Below are 18,578 nucleotides of genomic sequence, written 5' to 3'. Positions count from 1 at the left end.
GTCAGAGGTCGCACGAACCATCAACGTGAGGAATCCGAGAACCGTGAGCCCCGAAACAATCCCCGAAACAATCCCCGAAAGCGCCCTGCGCATCACCAGCCACGAAATTCTGGCTCTGCTCTCCTTCAACCCCGGCCCGGGGGCGGAGCTGAGCCGCAGCGTGCTGGCATTGGCCGATCTGCCGCAGGACAGCGACCTCGTGCGCGCAGGATTGACCACATTGCATATTCGGGACATGGCCGAAGCAGACGGTGACAGCATCAACCTACTTGACGGTGCGCTTGTGCTGTCGGTCATCGTCTCGACAGCAACCCAGTGGCTTGAGGTCACCCGGTTTGGCGCCAGTTCCTCCCTGCCCGTCCATGTGGTTGATTCCCCGCACGGAAAAGCAGCCATCTTTGCCCGCCCGCTGAGCCAGTATTTGTGCGTGCCGCTGCGTCCTGACATTGACGTCCTTGATTTCATGGCGCAAACAGTCAACAGCGCGGTCGCGGACGCCGAAGGCATGGCCGGCGGTCTGGTCGTTGTCCGGCAGCACCGCCAGGGTGCGGACATCACGGCAGTGAACGTCAAAGTCAACGCCGACGGCACCCGGGAATTGGCGGCCCCACCCGTGCAAAAGGACGGTCAGCTCACAGTCACCGAGATCCCTGTCGGCGAACAGCCGGGGGACTTGATTCGAGGACAGTTCTCCGCTTCCGCGTAGGCCGGGATCCTTGAAGCCGGCAGCATGGGTGACCATGGGGTCAACAACCGCGGTGTGCCTTGCTATCCACTTCGTGGGCGGCAGGAGTCCCGAGCTGCCTGCCGCCGTCGTACTCAAGAGCATGCTTGGCGATGTGGGCTCCGCCGCGGAACACCCATGACATTTTGCACTTCAGGTCTCCTGCCGGGTCGAGCAGACTGGAAGCATGCAAACCAAGACAAACAAATATTTGGCGGGCACCCCAACGTCGGAAGCAGCTCCCGCGCTGAAACTTGAGGCGGTCCGCAAGAGCTTCCGCACCGCCCAGGGGCCGCTGGAAGCTGTCGCCGGGATCGACCTGAGCGTGGGCACGGGTGAGATCGTGGCCTTTCTCGGACCCAACGGTGCCGGAAAAACCACCACGATCGACATGATGCTGGGGCTGACCGCGCCCACTTCCGGAACCGTCCGCGTGTTCGGCAAAAGTCCGCGCACAGCGGTTGAGGCCGGGGACGTCTCGGCCGTGCTGCAAACCGGAGGGTTGCTGCGGGATCTCACCGTGCGTGAAACCGTGACAGCCATCGCCGCCCTGCACGGGGCCCGGGAGCGGATCGATTCGGTCATGGAACGCACCGACATTACCGCGCTTGCCAAGCGAAAGGTTTCCAAATGTTCCGGCGGTGAACAGCAGCGGCTCAAATTTGCCCTGGCGCTGCTGCCCGATCCGCGCCTGCTGATCCTGGATGAACCAACCGCGGGCATGGACGTTGCGGCCCGGCACGCATTTTGGGACACCATGCGCCAGGACGCGTTGGAGGGACGCACGGTGCTGTTCGCCACCCATTACTTGGAAGAAGCACAGGACTTTGCCGAGCGCACAGTGCTCATCGGCTCCGGCAGGGTGCTGGTTGACGGGCCCACCGCGAAGCTTCGGGAAGCTACCGGCGGACGGGTTGTCAGTGCCACGCTCCCGGCAGGCCTGCCAACCGACCATGCGGTGGCAGCCCTCAAGGCATTGGACAAGATCACCTCGGTGCGGCTCACGGGGCAGCGGATCTTTGCGACGGGTCCCGGCTCAGATGCCGCTGCACGGCTGCTGCTGGGTGAACTGGCAGCCACCGACTTGGAAATCGTGGCCCCAACCTTGGACGCTGCCTTCATGGAATTGACCGGAGAGAGCTCATGAACCCCACCTATGTGCGCATTGAACTGTTCCGCCAAACCCGCGACGTCGGGAACCTCATGTTCACCATCGGCCTGCCAGCGGTGATGTACCTCCTCTTTGGGAACATGTTCGGCAGCGGGGACCAGCCCGCCGGGAGCGGCAATGTGAAGTTTTACATCATGGCCTCCATGGCGGCTTATGGGGCGGCCGTGGCCACCACGGCGATTGCCGGCACGGCCGCCACCGAATCGCTGTTGGGCTGGGGCCGGCAGATCGCCTTGACACCGATGAAACCGACAGGGTTCATCGCGGCCAAGGTCAGCGTGGCGATCATTGTTGCTGCTGTCGCGGCAGCGGTGGTGTTTGTGGTCGGGGCGGCCACCGGCGCCCAGGCCGACAGCTGGCTGATCTGGGCACTGAGCTACCTCATTGCCGTTGCCGGATCGGTCGTCTTCGCGCTCTACGGCATGGGTGTGGGGATGGGGTTCAAGTCAGAGACAGCCATCAGCGTGGCCAGCGGCACCATGGTGTTCTTCGCGTTCTTCGGCAATGTGTTCCTGCCATTGAGTGGGACCCTGCTGGAGATTGCCCGGTTTACGCCGATGTACGGGTTTGCGGGGCTGGTGCGCTGGCCCCTCCTGCAAGGGGAAGCTGTCAACCCCGGGGATCCCGCCGATTCAATCTGGATGCTGTTGGCTAACCTTGTTGTATGGGCACTCCTCTTCGCGGCACTGGCACTGTGGGCACTGCGGCGCTCGCAGGCCCGGCGGTGACCAAGGGCGCCAGGCCCAAGGATTCCTTCTGGTCGCGTTGTGGCTGGCTGCTGGCGGCGGCCTGGATCGTCTTTTTGATCTTCCCGATCCTCACAGTCGCCGAATCCACACTCCCCATGCCGGCACGGGTGGCGGGCTACGGGCTGATCGCCGCCTTCGGAGTGGTGTATCTCTGGACGTTTTACAACTTCGGCAGCCAACTCGGAGTCAACGCCACAGGCCAGGCCCGGGCCTGGATCCCGTTCGCTGTGCTGCTGCTCATCGTCGTGGCCAGCGCCCCGCTTCTTGGCGCCGACGCCATCAGCTTCGCGCCCTTCCTGGTCAGCTTCGCCGCCTATCTGCTCTCGGTGCGATCCATGTGGATCACCAACATTGTGATCCTCGGGGGCAGCGTCATCTTTGCTGTCGCAGCGGGCCTGGGCAGCTATGTGTTCCTGTTGGGCCTGTTGATGGTCCTTATTGTGGTCAATGCGGTGAACACCACGCTGATCCGCAGGAGCACGGCATCGGAGGACCTGCGGCTGGAAAATCTCATGCTCACCGAACAGGAGCGCATGGCCAGGGATGTGCACGATGCGCTGGGTCATTCGCTCACAGCGGTGGGACTCAAGGCTCAACTTGCCGAACGCCTGCTGGATACCGACATCGAGGCCGCCAGGAGCGAGCTGCAACAAATCAACACATTAACCGTTGAAGCCCTGGATTCCATCCGTGCCACCGTGGGCGGGCTGCGCCGCACAACGCTGGGGGAGGAGCTGTCCCTGGTGCGTGCCGCACTCGACGACGCCGGCGTCAAGACAGTTCTCGTAGGCAATGTCCAGGAAAATGACCCCGCCCACTCCACCGCCCTGGCCTGGATATTGCGGGAGGCTGTGACCAACGTGCTGCGTCACGCCCACGCCACCACGTGTTGGATCCGGAGCGGTGACGGGGCCCTGAGCATAGAGGACGACGGCGACTCCCTCGCCGGAGCCCGGGAGGGGCATGGCATGCGCGGGATGCGGGAACGTGCCCGGCTGCACGGGGCACGCTGCGAGATGGGCCCGTCCGAACACGGCGGAACGAAGGTGGAGATTTCATGGTGACTCCTGTCGACGCAGCCGCCCCCATCCGTGTGCTGCTGGCCGACGACCAGGCGCTGGTGCGGGGCGCGCTCGCGGCCCTGCTGGACCTGGAGCCGGACATCACGGTCGTGGCCCAGACCGGGAACGGCTCCGAGGTGCTGCCGCTGGCCCGGGAGCACGGGGCCCAGGTGGCATTGCTGGACATCCAAATGCCTGTCATGGACGGGCTGCAGGCGGCCTCGCTGCTGCGCTCCAGTCTCCCCGAATGCAAGGTGTTGATGGTGACCACCTTCGACAGGCCGGGATATCTGCGGGCTGCTTTCGACGCCGGTGCCAGCGGATTCCTGGTCAAGGACACGCCGTCCGCCGAGCTGGCAGCGGCGGTGCGCCGGGTGCATGCCGGAGACCGGGTGGTGGATCCGAAGCTGGCTGCACAATCACTGGGGCAGGGCGCCAACCCGCTGACGGAGCGCGAATGCCAGGTGCTGTCCCGTGCCCAGTCCGGCACACCTGTCGCGCAGATAGCCACCGCACTGTTCCTGAGCGTCGGCACCGTGCGCAATCACCTGTCCAGCGCCATTGGCAAGACTGGGGCGGCAAATCGGATCGAGGCTGCGCACGTGGCCCATGGGCAGGGCTGGATCTGAGGGCGGCGTCCAAGGGCTGGCTCTCCGTGCAACGCACCCAAAGCACGACGGCGGCAGGTGAGTTTCGTCACGAAACGCAGCTTCCGCCGTCGTACTTTAAGCGCTAAAAACCGCCGGCGCAGGCACCAGTGCAGCAACAAGGGGAGCCCGGATGGCAAAAAAAGTGCCAATCATGGGATAAAGTGACTAGGCCGTATTTGTCGATACGACTAGAATGGTGTTATCTGCCGATTCTTCACGGCCAAACATCAATGTGACTTTCTGCTTTGCCCTTCCGGGCCTGCAGCCGGGCCCAACTGAAACGAGTCTTCACGCATGAGCGATCTTTCTCTCAACACTGCCTCGCGCAATGACCTGCGCAACGTCGCCATTGTGGCGCACGTTGACCATGGCAAGACCACCCTGGTCGACGCCATGCTCAAGCAAACGCACTCATTTGCCTCACACGGCGACGTTGCTGAGCGCGTCATGGACTCCGGCGACCTGGAGCGCGAAAAGGGCATCACCATCCTGGCCAAGAACACCACGGTGGCTTACAACGGGCCCTCCGCCAACGGCACCGTCATGACGATCAACGTCATCGACACCCCCGGCCACGCCGACTTCGGTGGCGAAGTTGAGCGCGGACTTTCCATGGTCGACGGCGTCGTGCTCCTCGTTGATGCTTCCGAGGGCCCGCTGCCGCAGACCCGTTTCGTGCTGCGCAAGGCGCTTGCCGCGAAGCTCCCCGTAATCCTGTTGGTCAACAAGACCGACCGTCCCGATGCCCGCATCGAAGAAGTTGTTGCCGAGTCCATGGACCTGCTTCTGGGTCTTGCCTCCGACATGGCCGATGAAGTGCCGGACCTGGACCTCGACGCCGTTTTGAACGTTCCCGTTGTATACGCTTCCGGCAAGTTGGGCCGCGCCTCCTTGACGCAGCCCGGCAACGGTGAAGCACCGGACAACGAGGACCTGGAGCCGTTGTTCCAGACCATCCTCGAGCACATCCCGGCCCCCACCTACAACCCTGAGGGTGTCCTGCAGGCACACGTCACCAACCTTGACGCATCCCCGTTCCTGGGTCGCCTTGCCCTGCTGCGCATCTTCAATGGCACCCTGCACAAGGGTCAGACCGTTGCCTGGTGCCGTCAGGACGGCACCACCAAGTCCGTCAAGATTACCGAACTGCTGGCCACCAAGGCACTGACCCGCGTGCCTGCCGAGTCGGCTGGCCCCGGCGAGATCGTTGCTGTTGCCGGCATCGAGGACATCACCATTGGTGAAACCCTCACCGACATCGACGACCCGCAGCCGTTGCCGCTGATCACGGTTGACCCGCCGGCCATCTCCATGACCATCGGTATCAACACGTCCCCGATCGCCGGCCGCGTCAAGGGCCACAAGGTCACGGCACGACAGGTCAAGGACCGCCTCGAAAAGGAACTCGTCGGTAACGTTTCCTTGAACGTTCTTCCCACCGAGCGTCCCGACGCCTGGGAAGTTCAGGGCCGTGGTGAATTGGCACTGTCGATCCTCGTGGAGCAGATGCGTCGCGAAGGCTTCGAACTGACCGTGGGCAAGCCCCAGGTTGTCACCAAGCAGATCGACGGCAAGACGCACGAGCCGATGGAGCACATGACCATTGACGTACCCGAAGAATACTTGGGCGGCGTGACTCAGCTGATGGCTTCCCGCAAGGGCCGCATGACCAACATGGCCAACCATGGCACCGGCTGGTGCCGCATGGAATTCATCGTTCCGGCCCGTGGCTTGATCGGGTTCCGCACCCGCTTTATGACCGACACCCGCGGTGCCGGTATCGCTGCCTCGCTGGCCGAGGGCTACGAGCCCTGGGCCGGCCCGATCGAATACCGCAACAACGGTTCGATCGTGGCTGACCGCTCAGGCGTCGTCACCCCGTTCGCAATGATCAAGCTCCAGGAGCGCATGAACTTCTTCGTGCAGCCCACCTCCGAGGTATACGAGGGCATGATCGTTGGCGAGAACTCGCGCGCCGACGACATGGATGTGAACATCACGAAGGAAAAGCAGCTCACCAACATGCGTGCAGCTTCCTCGGACACCTTCGAGAACATGACCCCGCCGCGCAACCTGACCCTGGAAGAATCCTTGGAATTCGCTCGCGAAGACGAGTGCGTCGAGGTCACCCCGGAGGCAATCCGCATCCGCAAGCTGATCCTGAACGCCGGAGACCGCGCCAAGGCTTTCCGCAGCCGCGCCAAGGCATAGTCCCCGCGCCTCCCCATAAATCGCTGACGCGATTTTGGGCCCCCTCGGGCGTGTGGGCCCACCCACGCCTTTAGTTTCATAGCCTCATCACAGCAGCCCGTCCCGGTTTTCACCGGGGCGGGCTGCTGTGTCTAAAGTCTCATCTCGGTAAAGATCTGCCCAGAAGGGCCCTTGTTTACTTCCAAGTAACATTTGGTGGCTAGGATTATGGGGTATGAGTTGGAACACCTTCGGATTCAACGATGAACCCGGATACCTTGCAGCACTGGTGCTTCCGCTCCAAACCAATAAAACATCAAGGAGGCGGAATGCGTTTCACACGCACTTCCAAGGCACTGGGAATCATGGCCGTTCTGGCCATGTCCCTCACCGCATGTGGTGGCGGATCGGGTGACGGCGGCAACGACGGCAACGCTGCCGGCGACACCACCAAGGTCATCACGGCCAACAACACCGAGCCGCAGAACGGCTTGTTGCCGGCAAACACCAACGAAGTCGGTGGCGGCAAGGTCATGGACCTGATCTTCACCGGTCTGGTCAGCTACGACGTCACCGGCAAGTCGGTGAATGAACTGGCCGAGTCCATCGAGACCAAGGATTCCCAGAACTACACCATCAAGATCAAAACCGGCCAGACCTTCAGCGATGGCACACCCGTCACCACAAAGAACTTTGTTGATGCCTGGAACTTTGGTGCTGCCGCCAAGAACGCACAGCTGAACAGCTACTTCTTCGAGTCCATCAAGGGCTACGACAAGGTTTCCGCTGAAGGATCCACTGAAGACAAGATGGAAGGCCTGAAGGTTGTCGACGACACCACCTTCACGGTAGAGCTGGCACAGCCCGAGTCCGACTTCCCGCTGCGTCTTGGCTACACGGCGTTCTACCCGCTGCCCGAGTCCGCTTATGCAGACCCGAAGGCATTCGGCCAGAACCCGGTCGGCAACGGTCCGTACAAGCTGGCCGATGGCGGCTGGAAGCATGATGTTTCCATCGAGTTGGTCCCCAACGACAAGTACAAAGGCCCGCGCGAAGCCAAAAACGGCGGCGTGACGTTCACCATCTTCTCCAGCCCCGACGCAGCCTACACCAGCGTGCAGTCGGACACTCTGGACGTTTTGGACCAGGTACCCCCGAGTGGTCTGCAGAACTTCAAGACAGACTTCGAAGGCCGCAACGTCAACCAGCTTTATGCTGGCAACGCGACCATGACCATCCCGTCCTACCTGCCCGAGTTCCAGGGTGAAGCTGGCACGTTGCGTCGTCAAGCCATCTCCATGGCCATTGACCGCCAGCAGATCATCGATAAGATCTTCTACGGCAACAAGGAGGTCGTGAAGGAGTTCACCTCATCGGTTCTGGACGGTTACAGCGACTCCATCCCGGGCAACGAGGTTCTGACCTTCGATGCCGCCAAGGCCAAGGAACTCTGGACCAAGGCCGACGCAATCGAGCCGTGGCCGGCCGACAAGGTCTTCACCATCACCTCAAACATCGATGGTGCTGGCAACAAGGAATACATCACTGCCATGGCCAACCAGATTGCCACCAATCTGGGCATCAAGGCTGAGCTGAACCCGGTAAGCTCGTTCAAGGAAATGCGCGAACTGGTCAACACCAAGAAGCTCACCGGCGCGTCGCGCGCCGGCTGGCAGGCTGACTACCCGTCGCTGTACAACTTCCTCGGTCCGCTGTACGGCACCGGCGCAGGGTCCAACGACGGCGATTACTCCAGCGAAGCGTTCGACGCGAAACTGAAGGAAGGCCTGTCCGCCACCAGCGTTGAAGCCGGCAACAAGATCTTCAACGAGGCACAGGAAATCCTGCTGAAGGACCTGCCGGTTGTACCCTTGTGGTACCAGGCAGTCCAGGGCGTGTGGAGCAACAACGTCAACACGGTTGAGTTTGGCTGGAACGGCGTCCCGCTGTACTACGCAGTCACTGCCAAGTAACGATTTTCACAGCTGTGGCATCAAAGGGGGAACCCGGCCTCACCGCCGGGTTCCCCCTTTGTGTCATGTTGCACCCAGTCCGGCTCGGCAGTTGGGCCGCTTATGCCCAACATGCCGTAGCCTGATGCTATCGGTGCCCTGTACCGACAACTATTGAACAGGTAATTTCATGAACGATTTGTGCTTACGGGCACTGGGCGTGGTGACTCTCTGATGGTCATGTTCACGCTCCGCCGCTTCCTGCAGCTGATTCCCGTCTTCTTCGGGGCAACGCTGCTCGTTTACTTCCTAGTCTTTGCCACACCAGGCGATCCCATCGCCGCGCTTTCCGGCGGCAAGCCCATGGCTCCGGCCGTCGAGGCGGCCCTCCGCGCCCAGTACAACTTGGACCAGCCATTCTGGGTCCAGTACTTTCTTTATCTGAAGAATCTCGTTACTTTGAACCTTGGCCAAACATTCTCCGGGCAGGAAGTGGCGGCCGTCATTGGCCGCGCCTACCCGGTGACTGCACGCCTGGCCATCATGGCCCTGGCGTTCGAAGCCGTTTTCGGTATACTATTCGGCGTTATTGCCGGGCTGCGCAAGGGCAAGCTGTTTGACAGCACCGTCCTTGTTGCGTCCTTGATTGTCATCGCCGTGCCCACGTTTGTGCTTGGCTTCGTCCTCCAGCTGGTGGTCGGCGTCAAGCTGGGCTGGGCCCGCCCCACCGTCAGCGGCGGGGCACCGTGGAACGAACTCATCCTGCCGGCGCTGGTCCTGGGTCTCGTGTCCCTTGCCTATGTCATCCGGCTCACCAGGGCCTCCATTAGCGAAAATATGAACGCCGACTATGTCCGCACGGCAACGGCCAAGGGCTTGAGCCGCCGTCGCGTGGTGGTGGTCCATATCCTGCGCAACTCATTGATCCCCGTGGTGACGTTCCTAGGTGCTGACTTGGGCGCCCTTATGGGCGGCGCCATTGTCACCGAAGGAATTTTCAACGTCCCTGGGGTTGGCAACCTCCTATACCAGGCCATCCTCAAGGGAGAGAGTGCCACCGTTGTGGCCGTCGTTAGCGTTCTGGTCATAGTGTTTGTTGCTGCCAACCTCGTTGTGGACCTTTTGTACGCACTGCTCGATCCGAGGATTCGCTATGTCTGAAAACTTGACACCTGAAACTGAACCGAGGAAGTCAGTGGCTTCGGCCCCGCGCCTCGGCAAAAAGTCCACCCGCGTGATTGAACACTTCGTGGCGCCGCTGGAGGAAACGCCACTGGCAGCCGTTGACAAAGTTGAGGAAGGCGGGGCGCCGCTGAGCCTGTGGGCGGAGGCCTGGCGCAATCTGCGCAAGCAGCCGCTGTTTATTATTTCCGCACTGTTGATCGTGCTGGTGGCGGTGGTGGCAATTTTCCCGCAATGGTTCGCCAGCGTTGACCCGACCAGCTGCACCTTGGACGACTCTGCCGAGGGTGCACGCTCCGGGCACCCGCTTGGCTTCACGCTGCAAGGCTGCGACGTCTATGCCCGCATGATCTATGGCACGCGTGCATCTCTCATGGTGGGTATATTTACCACCACTGGTGTGCTGATCATCGGCGGCATCATGGGTGCCTTGGCCGGTTACTACGGAGGCTGGCTTGACGCCATCCTGGCACGCCTTGGTGATGTATTCTTCGCTTTGCCTCTGATCCTTGGTGCCATTGTCATCAACCAGTTGCCCGCCTTCCGTGATAACAGGAGCGTTTGGACGGTTGTTGTGGCGCTGGTGCTCTTTGGCTGGCCGCAAATTGCCCGCATTACGCGCGGAGCCGTGCTGGAAAACCGCAACGCTGACTTTGTCACGGCGGCCAAGGCGCTGGGGCTTTCCCGCTTTAGCGCGCTGGTGAAACATGTGCTGCCGAACTCGCTGGCGCCCATCATCGTGGTGGCCAGCATTTCCCTCGGCACGTTCATCGTGGCCGAGGCGACGTTGTCGTTCCTGGGCATTGGTCTGCCCTTCTCGGTCATGTCGTGGGGCAATGACATCTCGGCGGCCCAACCGCAGGTGCGCAACAACCCCGGCGTGCTGCTCTGGCCCGCCGTCGCGCTGTCCATCACCGTTTTGAGTTTCATCATGCTCGGTGATGCACTGCGCGACGCCCTCGACCCCAAAGCAAGGAAGCGGTGATTTCTGATGTCAACCATTGAATTCGGAAAGTCTGACGCTCGGAAACCAGCCAGCGCGGACGATGCACCGCTGCTGGAAATCAAGGACCTGGCCATCACCTTCGATACCCAGGGTGGTCCGGTCAACGCGGTGCGCAATGCGCACCTGACCATCATGCCCGGCGAAACAGTTGCCATTGTGGGCGAGTCCGGTTCGGGCAAGTCCACCACAGCACTGGCAGCCATTGGCCTCCTGCCCAGCAACGGCCGCGTCAGCGGCGGGCAGATCATGTTTGACGGCGAAGACATCACGAAAGCCAGCTCCAAGCGGATCGTGGAACTGCGCGGTAACTCCATCGGCATGATTCCGCAGGATCCCATGTCGAACCTGAACCCGGTCTGGAAAATTGGTTTCCAAGTCAAGGAAACGCTCAAGGCCAACGGTTTGGCTGGAGCGAATTCCAAGGCACGGGTGGCGGAGGTATTGGCGGAAGCCGGCCTGCCCGATGCCGAGGCGAGGGCCAAGCAGTACCCGCACGAGTTCTCCGGCGGCATGCGCCAGCGCGCGCTTATTGCCATCGGCTTGGCCTGCCGTCCGCGCCTGCTCATTGCCGACGAACCAACGTCGGCTCTGGACGTCACAGTGCAGGGCCAGATTCTGGACCACCTGGACCGGATGACGACGGAGCTGGGCACCGCCGTGCTGTTGATCACCCACGACCTCGGCCTTGCTGCCGAGCGTGCAGAGAAACTGGTGGTGATGTACAAGGGGCAGGTGGTTGAATCGGGTCCCGCTTTGGAGATTCTGCGCAACCCGAGGCACCCGTACACGCAGCGCTTGGTGAACTCCGCCCCGTCGCTGGCGTCCAAGCGGTTGCAGTCGGACAAGGCAAAGGAAGCCCTGGCGGCCGCAGCTGCGGCCACCACGGTGGAAGTCACCGAACCGGTCGACGTCCGCAAGGCAGCCCTGGCTGCCGAAGCGGCAGGCAGCATCAACCTGCACAAGCCGGCCGGCCGTGGCGACACGCTCCTGGAAATCAAGAACCTCACCAAGGTCTTCAAACTTCGTGGCTCGCTGGGCAAGTCCAGCGACTTCAAGGCCGTGGACGATGTCTCGTTCAGCGTGAAACGTGGATCCACCATGGCAATCGTGGGCGAGTCCGGTTCCGGAAAGTCAACTGTGGCCCAGATGGCGTTGAGCCTCCTGCCGCCCACCGAGGGCAGCATCAAGTTTGACGGCGTGGAAGTGAACACGCTCAAGGGCAAAGCGCTCTTTGACTTCCGCCGGCGCGTGCAGCCGATCTTCCAGGACCCCTACGGTTCGCTGGACCCGATGTTCAACATCTACCGGACCATCGAAGAACCGTTGAAGATCCACAAGATCGGTGACGCCAAGTCGCGGGAAAAAAAGGTGCGCGAATTGTTGGATCAGGTCTCCATGCCTGCCTCGACGATGCAGCGTTTCCCCAATGAGCTCTCCGGCGGCCAGCGTCAGCGCATCGCCATTGCCCGGGCCTTGGCTTTGAACCCGGACGTCATCATCTGTGACGAGGCTGTCTCGGCGCTGGACGTCCTGGTGCAGGCGCAGGTGCTAAACCTGCTCAATGAGTTGCAGGAAGATCTGGGGCTGACCTACTTGTTCATCACCCACGACCTGGCGGTGGTCCGTCAGATCGCCGACGATGTGTGCGTGATGCAAAAGGGGCGGCTCGTGGAGCAGGCAACCACCGACGAGGTCTTCAGCAACCCGCAGCAGCGTTACACGCAGGACCTGCTCAACGCCATTCCGGGAGCATCGCTTCTGGTTTAGCGCAACAGGTACTGTGCAAAGCGTTTGCGCAGCAAAGGCCGGCACGCACGGAGATTGTTCCGGGCGTGCCGGCCTTTGCTGTGCGCCGCGGGTCTGCCCCTTGTGGAGGGTCCTGCGGGGGCGGGTAGATTGGACACCATGAATACACCTGCTTTGCTGCCTGGAACCGGGCCGGACACCACCATCCTGTTTGTGCATGCGCACCCGGACGACGAGACAATTGTCACCGGCGCAACCATGGCTGCGGCCGCTTCGGCGGGCGCCAACGTTGTTTTGCTCACGTGCACCCGTGGAGAGCTGGGCGAGGTCATCCCGCCCGAGCTGGCCCATCTGGAAGTCAACCAGGAGGAGCTTGCTGCGGGAGAGCCAACTGCGGAAGAGACGGGTGCAGGGCTGGCGCTTGTGCGGGAACACGAGCTGGCCGAGGCACTGGCCGCGCTGGGCGTGCACGCACACATGTGGCTGGGGCAGGGGCTCACGGCCCCCGCCGGCGGCGAAGTGGTCTTCCGGGACTCCGGAATGCAGTGGGACGCAGAAGGCCGCGCGACAGCTGCCGCCGAGGTCCTGCCCGGATCTTTTTCACAGGCACCGCTGATGGAGACGGCTGACCTGCTTGCAGCAGCCATTCGGGACCTGCGCCCGGACGCCGTGGTCACCTATGCCGCCGACGGCGGCTACGGACACCCGGACCACGTGCGAACACACCAACTCACCATGGCCGCGCTGCGTCTCGCCACAGCAGCGGGGCCGGCAGGGCCGGCGGGATCCGCTGCCGTGGTGACCGGTTGGAAGGTCCCGAACGTCTACGCCATCGTCAGCGACCGCCCCGAGCGCCCCCACGACCCAGGCACGACACGGATTGCCGTGGAGGGCGACCTTGCTGCCAAGACCGCAGCCATGAGGGCCCACCGCACCCAAATTACTGTTGCGGGTCAGCGATATGCACTCTCCGACGACGTCTGGAGGGACATCACCGCCGTCGAGGAATTCACCGTCGTGGACCCGGCCCAGATTTACCCGACGCCCGCCGACACGACGCCGGCTGACCCGGCGCCCGGGGCCGCGAACTCATGACGGAACCGGCCCAGCCGCCGCCGGGGCCCAAGCCCCGTTTCTCGTTCCCAACGCCCCGGCGCTGGGCAGTTCTTGCCGCCGCAGTCGGTGCAGGCGTGGGCGCCGGGCTCTTGGGGACGTCATTGCACGGCCACGCCTGGTTCCTGAACGGTTCAGATGTGATTGTTCCCTACGGTGCCGTGCTGGCCCTGGTGCTGCTGGCGGCCGTGGGCATGTTCGTCGGGCTGTGGAGCAGGAGCTCCTGGATAGTCGTCTGGTGCGGCGCCGCAGCCTATGCCACCGCGGGGCTGCTGTCCCTGCAATTGGGTGCCTTTGGGATGATCTTCGACAACATGCAGGGGAGGGTGTGGCTGTACGGGATCGCGTTCGTGACCCCACTGACTGCCTGGCTGGCCTGGGCCGTCCTCCGCTCCCAACGGAAATAACCCCAACCTCAATTTTCCCATCGGAACCAGCACCGGAACCAGCACCGGAACCAGCACCGGAACCCACCCAGGTTAAGCCGGGGTGCGCCGCGCACGCCGCGGCGGAGGCGGGGGGACAGCCTTGGCGAGCTGGACGTCGTCGTACTTTATTCTCACCGGACCGGTCCGGGTGCTGATGGTGCAGCCTTGGCCATCGCGGGCTGTGAGGTCGCCGAGCGCGTCGGTCAGGCCGCCGTCAATCCGGTGGCGGACCACCATGCGGGTGCCCAAGGGAAGTTGCGCGAGTCGGTCCAGTGCACTGTTCACCTCTTCATACTAAGTCTCGTCGATGTGCGGGTGGGGCGGCGGTGGGGGATAATGGTTGCACCGGCCCGATCTGTGCCGGAAGAATTTGTGAGGAAGGTTGGGGTTCGTGACGTACGTAATTGCGCAGCCGTGCGTGGATGTCAAGGACAAGGCATGTGTTGAGGAGTGCCCTGTTGACTGTATCTACGAGGGTGAACGCTCGCTCTACATCCACCCCGACGAGTGTGTTGACTGTGGTGCCTGTGAACCGGTGTGCCCGGTGGAGGCCATCTACTACGAGGATGACACCCCGGACGAGTGGGCCGAATACTACAAGGCAAATGTTGAGTTCTTTGACGTGCTGGGGTCCCCGGGCGGTGCTGCCAAGGTCGGCAACACGCACACCGACCACCCCATCATTGCCGTGCTTCCGCCGCAGAACCAGGACTGATTCGCACCCCATGACAACGGCCCCGCAGCACGCCTCCGGCAGGCCCTTCGGCCTGCAGCTTCCCGACTACCCGTGGGATGCGCTGGCACCCTATCTGGCCACCGCCGCCAAGCACCCGGACGGGCCGGTGAACCTGTCCATCGGCACGCCCGTGGACCCCACGCCGGCACTGGTCCAGGACGCCCTGAAGGCGGCTGCGGACGCGCCGGGCTATCCCACCACGCACGGCACCCTGGCCCTGCGCCAGGCGGTTGTCGACTGGTTTGCCCGGCGCCGCAACGTGCACGGTCTCTCGCCGGCCGATGTCATGCCCACTGTCGGCTCGAAGGAGCTCGTGGCTTGGCTGCCGCTGCTGTTGGGGCTTGGTGCCGGCGACGTGGTGGTGCGGCCGTCCGTTGCCTACCCCACCTACGACATGGGCGCTGTTTTTGCCGGAGCCACTTCCGTTGCCGCGGATTCCCTGGCCGAGCTCGACGCCGAGACGCTCGCCAGGGTGCGCCTGGTGTGGGTCAACTCGCCGGGCAACCCCACCGGGATCGTGCGCGGTGTTTCCGAACTCCGGGAGCTGGTTGCGGCGGCGCGGGAGATCGGCGCCGTCGTGGCTTCGGACGAGTGCTATGGCGAGCTGGGCTGGGGCCAATGGGATCCTGAAAATGGCGGCGAGGCCGTGCCCAGTGTGCTTGACCCCCGTGTCAGCGGCGGCTCAAACGAGGGCCTGCTGGCCATTTACTCCTTGAGCAAGCAATCCAACCTGGCCGGCTACCGGGCCGCCTTTGTGGCCGGCGACTCCGCCATCGTGGCGAACCTTGTCAACAGTCGCAAGCACGCCGGCATGATCGTGCCGCACCCCGTCCAGGAAGCCATGCGGGTGGCGCTGGGTGACGACGCCCATGTGAGCGCCCAAAAGGCGTTGTACCGGCGCCGGCGCAGCCAGCTGGTTGGTGCGCTGGAGGCGTTTGGGCTCACCATCCACCATTCAGAGGCCGGGCTGTACCTGTGGTGCACCGCAGGCGAAGACACCTGGACCACCATTGGCCGGCTTGCCGAGCTGGGCATTGTGGCGGGGCCGGGCACTTTTTACGGTGAAGCCGGGAACGGTTTTATCCGTGTGGCGTTGACCGGCAGCGACGAGCGCATTGCGGCCGCGGCCCGCCGGCTCAACGAAAAATAGCGGCATTTTGGCGGAATCTGCGGTTTATGCGGGTTCAGGATTAGTGTTGAAGGGCTACTAAGCGGTAGTTTCGTAGTTAGCCGTCTAGGCCACCGGACGCTTAATGTGCTGAGTTTTTCTCGGGTATTACCTCAACGTGAGCGGGTGCCCGCGGACGGAAACCAGCATTGAACTAACGAAAGCCTTTCGCAGGCTACCTCATGAAGGGGACTCCATGACTGATTCCACGAGCGCATCGCTGCGCTACGACGGCGGAGAACTTGAACTCCCACGGCTTGACGCTGTGGAAGGCAACGCCGGCTACGACGTGTCCAAGTTGTTGAAGACGACCGGTGCCGTCACGTACGACCCCGGCTTCGTCAACACGGCTGCCACGTCGTCCGCCATCACCTACATCGACGGTGACGAGGGCATCCTGCGCTACCGCGGATACCCCATCGAGGAACTGGCGGAGCACTCCAGCTTCCTGGAAGTTTCCTACCTGTTGATCTACGGGAACCTGCCCACCGCGGCAGAGCTGGACAAGTTTGACCAGCGCATCCGCCGCCACACCATGCTGCACGAAGACCTCAAGGGCTTCTTCGGCGGCTTCCCGCGCGACGCGCACCCCATGCCGGTGCTGTCCTCGGCTGTCTCGGCGCTGTCCACGTTCTACCAGGACTCGCTGGATCCGTTCGACGACGAGCAGGTTGAGATGGCCACCATCCGCCTGATGGCCAAGCTGCCCGTGCTGGCCGCCTACGCCCACAAGAAGTCCATCGGCCAGCCCATGCTGTACCCGGACAACTCCATGGGCCTGGTCGAAAACTTCCTGCGCCTGAGCTTTGGCCTGCCGGCCGAGCCCTACGAGATGGACCCGGTAGTGGTCAAGGCCCTTGACCTGCTGCTGATCCTGCACGCAGACCACGAGCAGAACTGCTCCACCTCCACCGTCCGCCTGGTGGGTTCCGCCAACGCCAACATGTTTGCCTCCGTCTCTGCCGGCATCAACGCACTCTTTGGCCCGCTGCACGGCGGCGCGAACGAGGCCGTGCTGAACATGCTCCGCCAGATCCAGGCCAGCGGCGAGCCCGTTGAGAAGTTCGTTGAGCGCGTCAAGAACAAGGAAGACGGCGTGAAGCTCATGGGCTTCGGGCACCGCGTCTACAAGAATTACGACCCGCGCGCCAAGATCGTCAAGGCCACGGCCCACGAGATCCTGGAGAAGCTCGGCGGCAACGACGAACTCCTCGACATCGCCATGCGCCTGGAAGAAGTTGCGTTGACGGATGATTACTTTATCTCCCGCAAGCTCTACCCGAACGTGGACTTCTACACGGGCCTGATCTACAAGGCCATGGGCTTCCCCGAAAAGATGTTCACCGTCTTGTTCGCCATCGGCCGCCTGCCGGGCTGGATTGCCCAGTGGCGCGAAATGATGAAGGACCCGGAGACCAAGATCGGCCGTCCCCGCCAGCTGTACATCGGCGAGCCGGAGCGCATGTACCCTTCGCGGTAATCCCCAGCTCCTCCCACCCCTCGCGCGCTCGGGGCGGGCCCTAGGAACTGGGGGCCCAGTTTGCCGGACCTGGCAAGCGTGGGCTCATAGTACGACGGCGGCGGGAGGCTTCCCTTGGGGAGCCGCCCGCCGCTTTTCTCATGCAACCCTGGCACGAAAGTAAAACTATGAAAATGTCGACACTGCTGCTGCACACCTTTTCCATGGCCTTCCCCATTGTCGTGGTGGTGCTGGGCATCCTGCTGCTGGTCGGCAAAACAGTGTTCCTGCCGTTCTTCATCGGCTCGCTTGTCATCATGCTGGTCTTGCTGGTGCTGCTGTACCTGGACAAAAAGAAGAATGCCGCCGCCGGCAACTAACTTTGCCCTTCTCTCCGGGACTTCGGTGGCCGGTGCACCGGCAATTGAGCATTTGTGAGACATCTGTGCTAAAAAAGATGTGTGCCCAAAATTGTAGATGTCGACGATCGCCGTGAGCTCGTCGCAGACGCTGTCTTTGAAGTCATTGCAGAACGCAGCCTGACACAAGCCTCGCTACGGAATGTGGCTATGGCTGCTGGCCTGGCACTCGGTTCGGTGCGGCATTATTTTGACAACCAGGGCGAACTGATGGTTTTTGCCTTCCGGGTAAACTCCGAGCGGATCCACGTGCGCGCATTGGACAAGTTGGAAGCGCTGGAGGAAGAGCCGCTTCCCACGGACACCAGCGGGCTGATTGAAAAATGTGCCCTGGTCCTGGAAGAACTGCTGCCCCTTGATGAGGCCCGCCGTGCCGATGCGGTGGTCCACATGGAATTCATGCTCGACGCCCGGACCAACGCAGGCCTCGCCGAGGCGGCACAGGACGACTACAGGGCAACCGGGGCGGTTGTCGGCCGTGTGGTGCTGCAGCTGATGGGAAGTCCCCTGGCGGCTGAATCGCTGGTTCCCGTGGATGAAGCCGAGCGGCTGATCGGGCTGTTGGACGGATTGAGCCTGCGCATGGTGCTGCAGCCGGACTGGTCAGCACCCGAACAAGGCCGGGCAACGCTGCGCCGCCACCTGCATTCCCTCCTGACCGCTTAACCCAGCCTCTTAACCCAAACCTCCAAGCCAAACGCTCTCGCAGCAATGGTGGGTTTTTAGCAAACGCTCGCGCAGCAATGGGAAGCGCGTTGGGATTTCCCGTGCTCAGTTCCCTGCTTCAGAGTAATCTTGGAAGTGGGATTGCCGCACCAACACTG

At 62.5% G+C, this 18,578-nt stretch carries 19 protein-coding genes; 18 read left to right on the top strand and 1 reads right to left on the bottom strand.

All coding sequences use genetic code 11. From position 1 onward, the window contains the following. Window positions 1-43 precede the first annotated feature (43 nt). The 13 genes from ACT3TS_RS08400 to ACT3TS_RS08340 all read left to right on the top strand — a co-directional run bounded on the left by ACT3TS_RS08400 (window position 44) and on the right by ACT3TS_RS08340 (window position 13,951). On the top strand, window positions 44-706 hold the full coding sequence (locus ACT3TS_RS08400; RefSeq protein ID WP_444531058.1) for a hypothetical protein: 663 nt from the start codon (window positions 44-46) through the stop codon (window positions 704-706). Window positions 707-740: 34 nt separating this feature from the next. Continuing rightward, window positions 741-866, top strand: a complete 126-nt coding sequence (locus tag ACT3TS_RS08395; RefSeq protein WP_444531057.1) for a hypothetical protein — start codon at window positions 741-743, stop codon at window positions 864-866. A gap of 45 nt (window positions 867-911) precedes the next feature. Then, window positions 912-1,871 carry an ABC transporter ATP-binding protein gene (locus ACT3TS_RS08390; RefSeq protein WP_444531056.1) on the top strand — a complete coding sequence of 320 codons (960 nt, stop codon included), beginning with the start codon at window positions 912-914 and terminating at the stop codon, window positions 1,869-1,871. Next, window positions 1,868-2,623 (top strand): ABC transporter permease, encoded by a 756-nt coding sequence (locus tag ACT3TS_RS08385; RefSeq protein ID WP_444531055.1) that lies wholly within the window; start codon window positions 1,868-1,870, stop codon window positions 2,621-2,623. Before ACT3TS_RS08390 ends, ACT3TS_RS08385 begins: the two co-directional genes overlap by 4 nt. After that, window positions 2,560-3,708: a sensor histidine kinase gene (locus ACT3TS_RS08380; protein WP_444531054.1), complete on the top strand. Its 1,149-nt coding sequence runs from the start codon at window positions 2,560-2,562 to the stop codon at window positions 3,706-3,708. The genes ACT3TS_RS08385 and ACT3TS_RS08380 overlap by 64 nt, the downstream gene beginning before the upstream one ends. Next, window positions 3,702-4,334: a response regulator transcription factor gene (locus ACT3TS_RS08375; protein ID WP_444531053.1), complete on the top strand. Its 633-nt coding sequence runs from the start codon at window positions 3,702-3,704 to the stop codon at window positions 4,332-4,334. Before ACT3TS_RS08380 ends, ACT3TS_RS08375 begins: the two co-directional genes overlap by 7 nt. 315 nt (window positions 4,335-4,649) lie before the next feature. Continuing rightward, entirely contained in the window at window positions 4,650-6,566 is a 1,917-nt protein-coding gene (typA, locus tag ACT3TS_RS08370) for a translational GTPase TypA (protein ID WP_444531052.1), read from the top strand. 308 nt (window positions 6,567-6,874) lie between these two features. Then, on the top strand, window positions 6,875-8,518 hold the full coding sequence (locus ACT3TS_RS08365) for a peptide ABC transporter substrate-binding protein (protein ID WP_444531051.1): 1,644 nt from the start codon (window positions 6,875-6,877) through the stop codon (window positions 8,516-8,518). Between the two features lie 213 nt (window positions 8,519-8,731). Continuing rightward, the gene (locus ACT3TS_RS08360; protein WP_444531050.1) at window positions 8,732-9,658 is read left to right on the top strand and encodes an ABC transporter permease; all 927 of its coding nucleotides are present in this window, start codon (window positions 8,732-8,734) and stop codon (window positions 9,656-9,658) included. Beyond that, on the top strand, window positions 9,651-10,664 hold the full coding sequence (locus ACT3TS_RS08355; protein ID WP_444531049.1) for an ABC transporter permease: 1,014 nt from the start codon (window positions 9,651-9,653) through the stop codon (window positions 10,662-10,664). Before ACT3TS_RS08360 ends, ACT3TS_RS08355 begins: the two co-directional genes overlap by 8 nt. Window positions 10,665-10,670: 6 nt before the next feature. Continuing rightward, window positions 10,671-12,452, top strand: coding sequence for an ABC transporter ATP-binding protein (locus ACT3TS_RS08350; RefSeq protein WP_444531048.1), 1,782 nt, complete (start codon window positions 10,671-10,673; stop codon window positions 12,450-12,452). Window positions 12,453-12,590: 138 nt separating this feature from the next. Continuing rightward, a complete protein-coding gene (locus tag ACT3TS_RS08345) occupies window positions 12,591-13,526 on the top strand; it encodes a PIG-L family deacetylase (RefSeq protein ID WP_444531047.1) in 936 nt (311 codons plus the stop codon). Then, window positions 13,523-13,951: a hypothetical protein gene (locus ACT3TS_RS08340; protein ID WP_444531046.1), complete on the top strand. Its 429-nt coding sequence runs from the start codon at window positions 13,523-13,525 to the stop codon at window positions 13,949-13,951. Before ACT3TS_RS08345 ends, ACT3TS_RS08340 begins: the two co-directional genes overlap by 4 nt. Before the next feature lie 72 nt (window positions 13,952-14,023). On the opposite strand, the gene ACT3TS_RS08335 is transcribed toward ACT3TS_RS08340, so the two are convergent. Beyond that, window positions 14,024-14,257 (bottom strand): putative acetyltransferase, encoded by a 234-nt coding sequence (locus tag ACT3TS_RS08335; RefSeq protein ID WP_444531045.1) that lies wholly within the window; start codon window positions 14,255-14,257, stop codon window positions 14,024-14,026. 106 nt (window positions 14,258-14,363) lie between these two features. Here ACT3TS_RS08335 and fdxA point away from each other — a divergent pair, with 106 nt between their 5' ends. The 5 genes from fdxA (at window position 14,364) to ACT3TS_RS08310 (ending at window position 18,420) form a co-directional block, all read left to right on the top strand. Continuing rightward, window positions 14,364-14,687, top strand: coding sequence for a ferredoxin (gene fdxA, locus ACT3TS_RS08330; RefSeq protein ID WP_444531044.1), 324 nt, complete (start codon window positions 14,364-14,366; stop codon window positions 14,685-14,687). A 10-nt stretch (window positions 14,688-14,697) separates the two neighbouring features. Next, entirely contained in the window at window positions 14,698-15,858 is a 1,161-nt protein-coding gene (gene dapC / locus ACT3TS_RS08325; protein ID WP_444531043.1) for a succinyldiaminopimelate transaminase, read from the top strand. 214 nt (window positions 15,859-16,072) lie between these two features. Next, complete coding sequence (locus ACT3TS_RS08320; protein ID WP_444531042.1) at window positions 16,073-17,356, top strand: citrate synthase; 1,284 nt, start codon at window positions 16,073-16,075, stop codon at window positions 17,354-17,356. Window positions 17,357-17,523: 167 nt separating this feature from the next. Then, window positions 17,524-17,715 (top strand): hypothetical protein, encoded by a 192-nt coding sequence (locus ACT3TS_RS08315; protein ID WP_444531041.1) that lies wholly within the window; start codon window positions 17,524-17,526, stop codon window positions 17,713-17,715. An 81-nt stretch (window positions 17,716-17,796) separates the two neighbouring features. Beyond that, the gene (locus tag ACT3TS_RS08310) at window positions 17,797-18,420 is read left to right on the top strand and encodes a TetR/AcrR family transcriptional regulator (RefSeq protein ID WP_444531040.1); all 624 of its coding nucleotides are present in this window, start codon (window positions 17,797-17,799) and stop codon (window positions 18,418-18,420) included. The last annotated feature ends 158 nt before the right edge of the window (window positions 18,421-18,578 follow it).

Origin of the sequence: Specibacter sp. AOP5-B1-6 (genome assembly GCF_052376555.1) — a bacterium.
Taxonomy (GTDB): domain Bacteria; phylum Actinomycetota; class Actinomycetes; order Actinomycetales; family Micrococcaceae; genus Specibacter.
The sequence above is the reverse complement of the archived record's forward strand: the minus strand, read 5'-3'. Positions and strand labels throughout refer to the sequence as shown.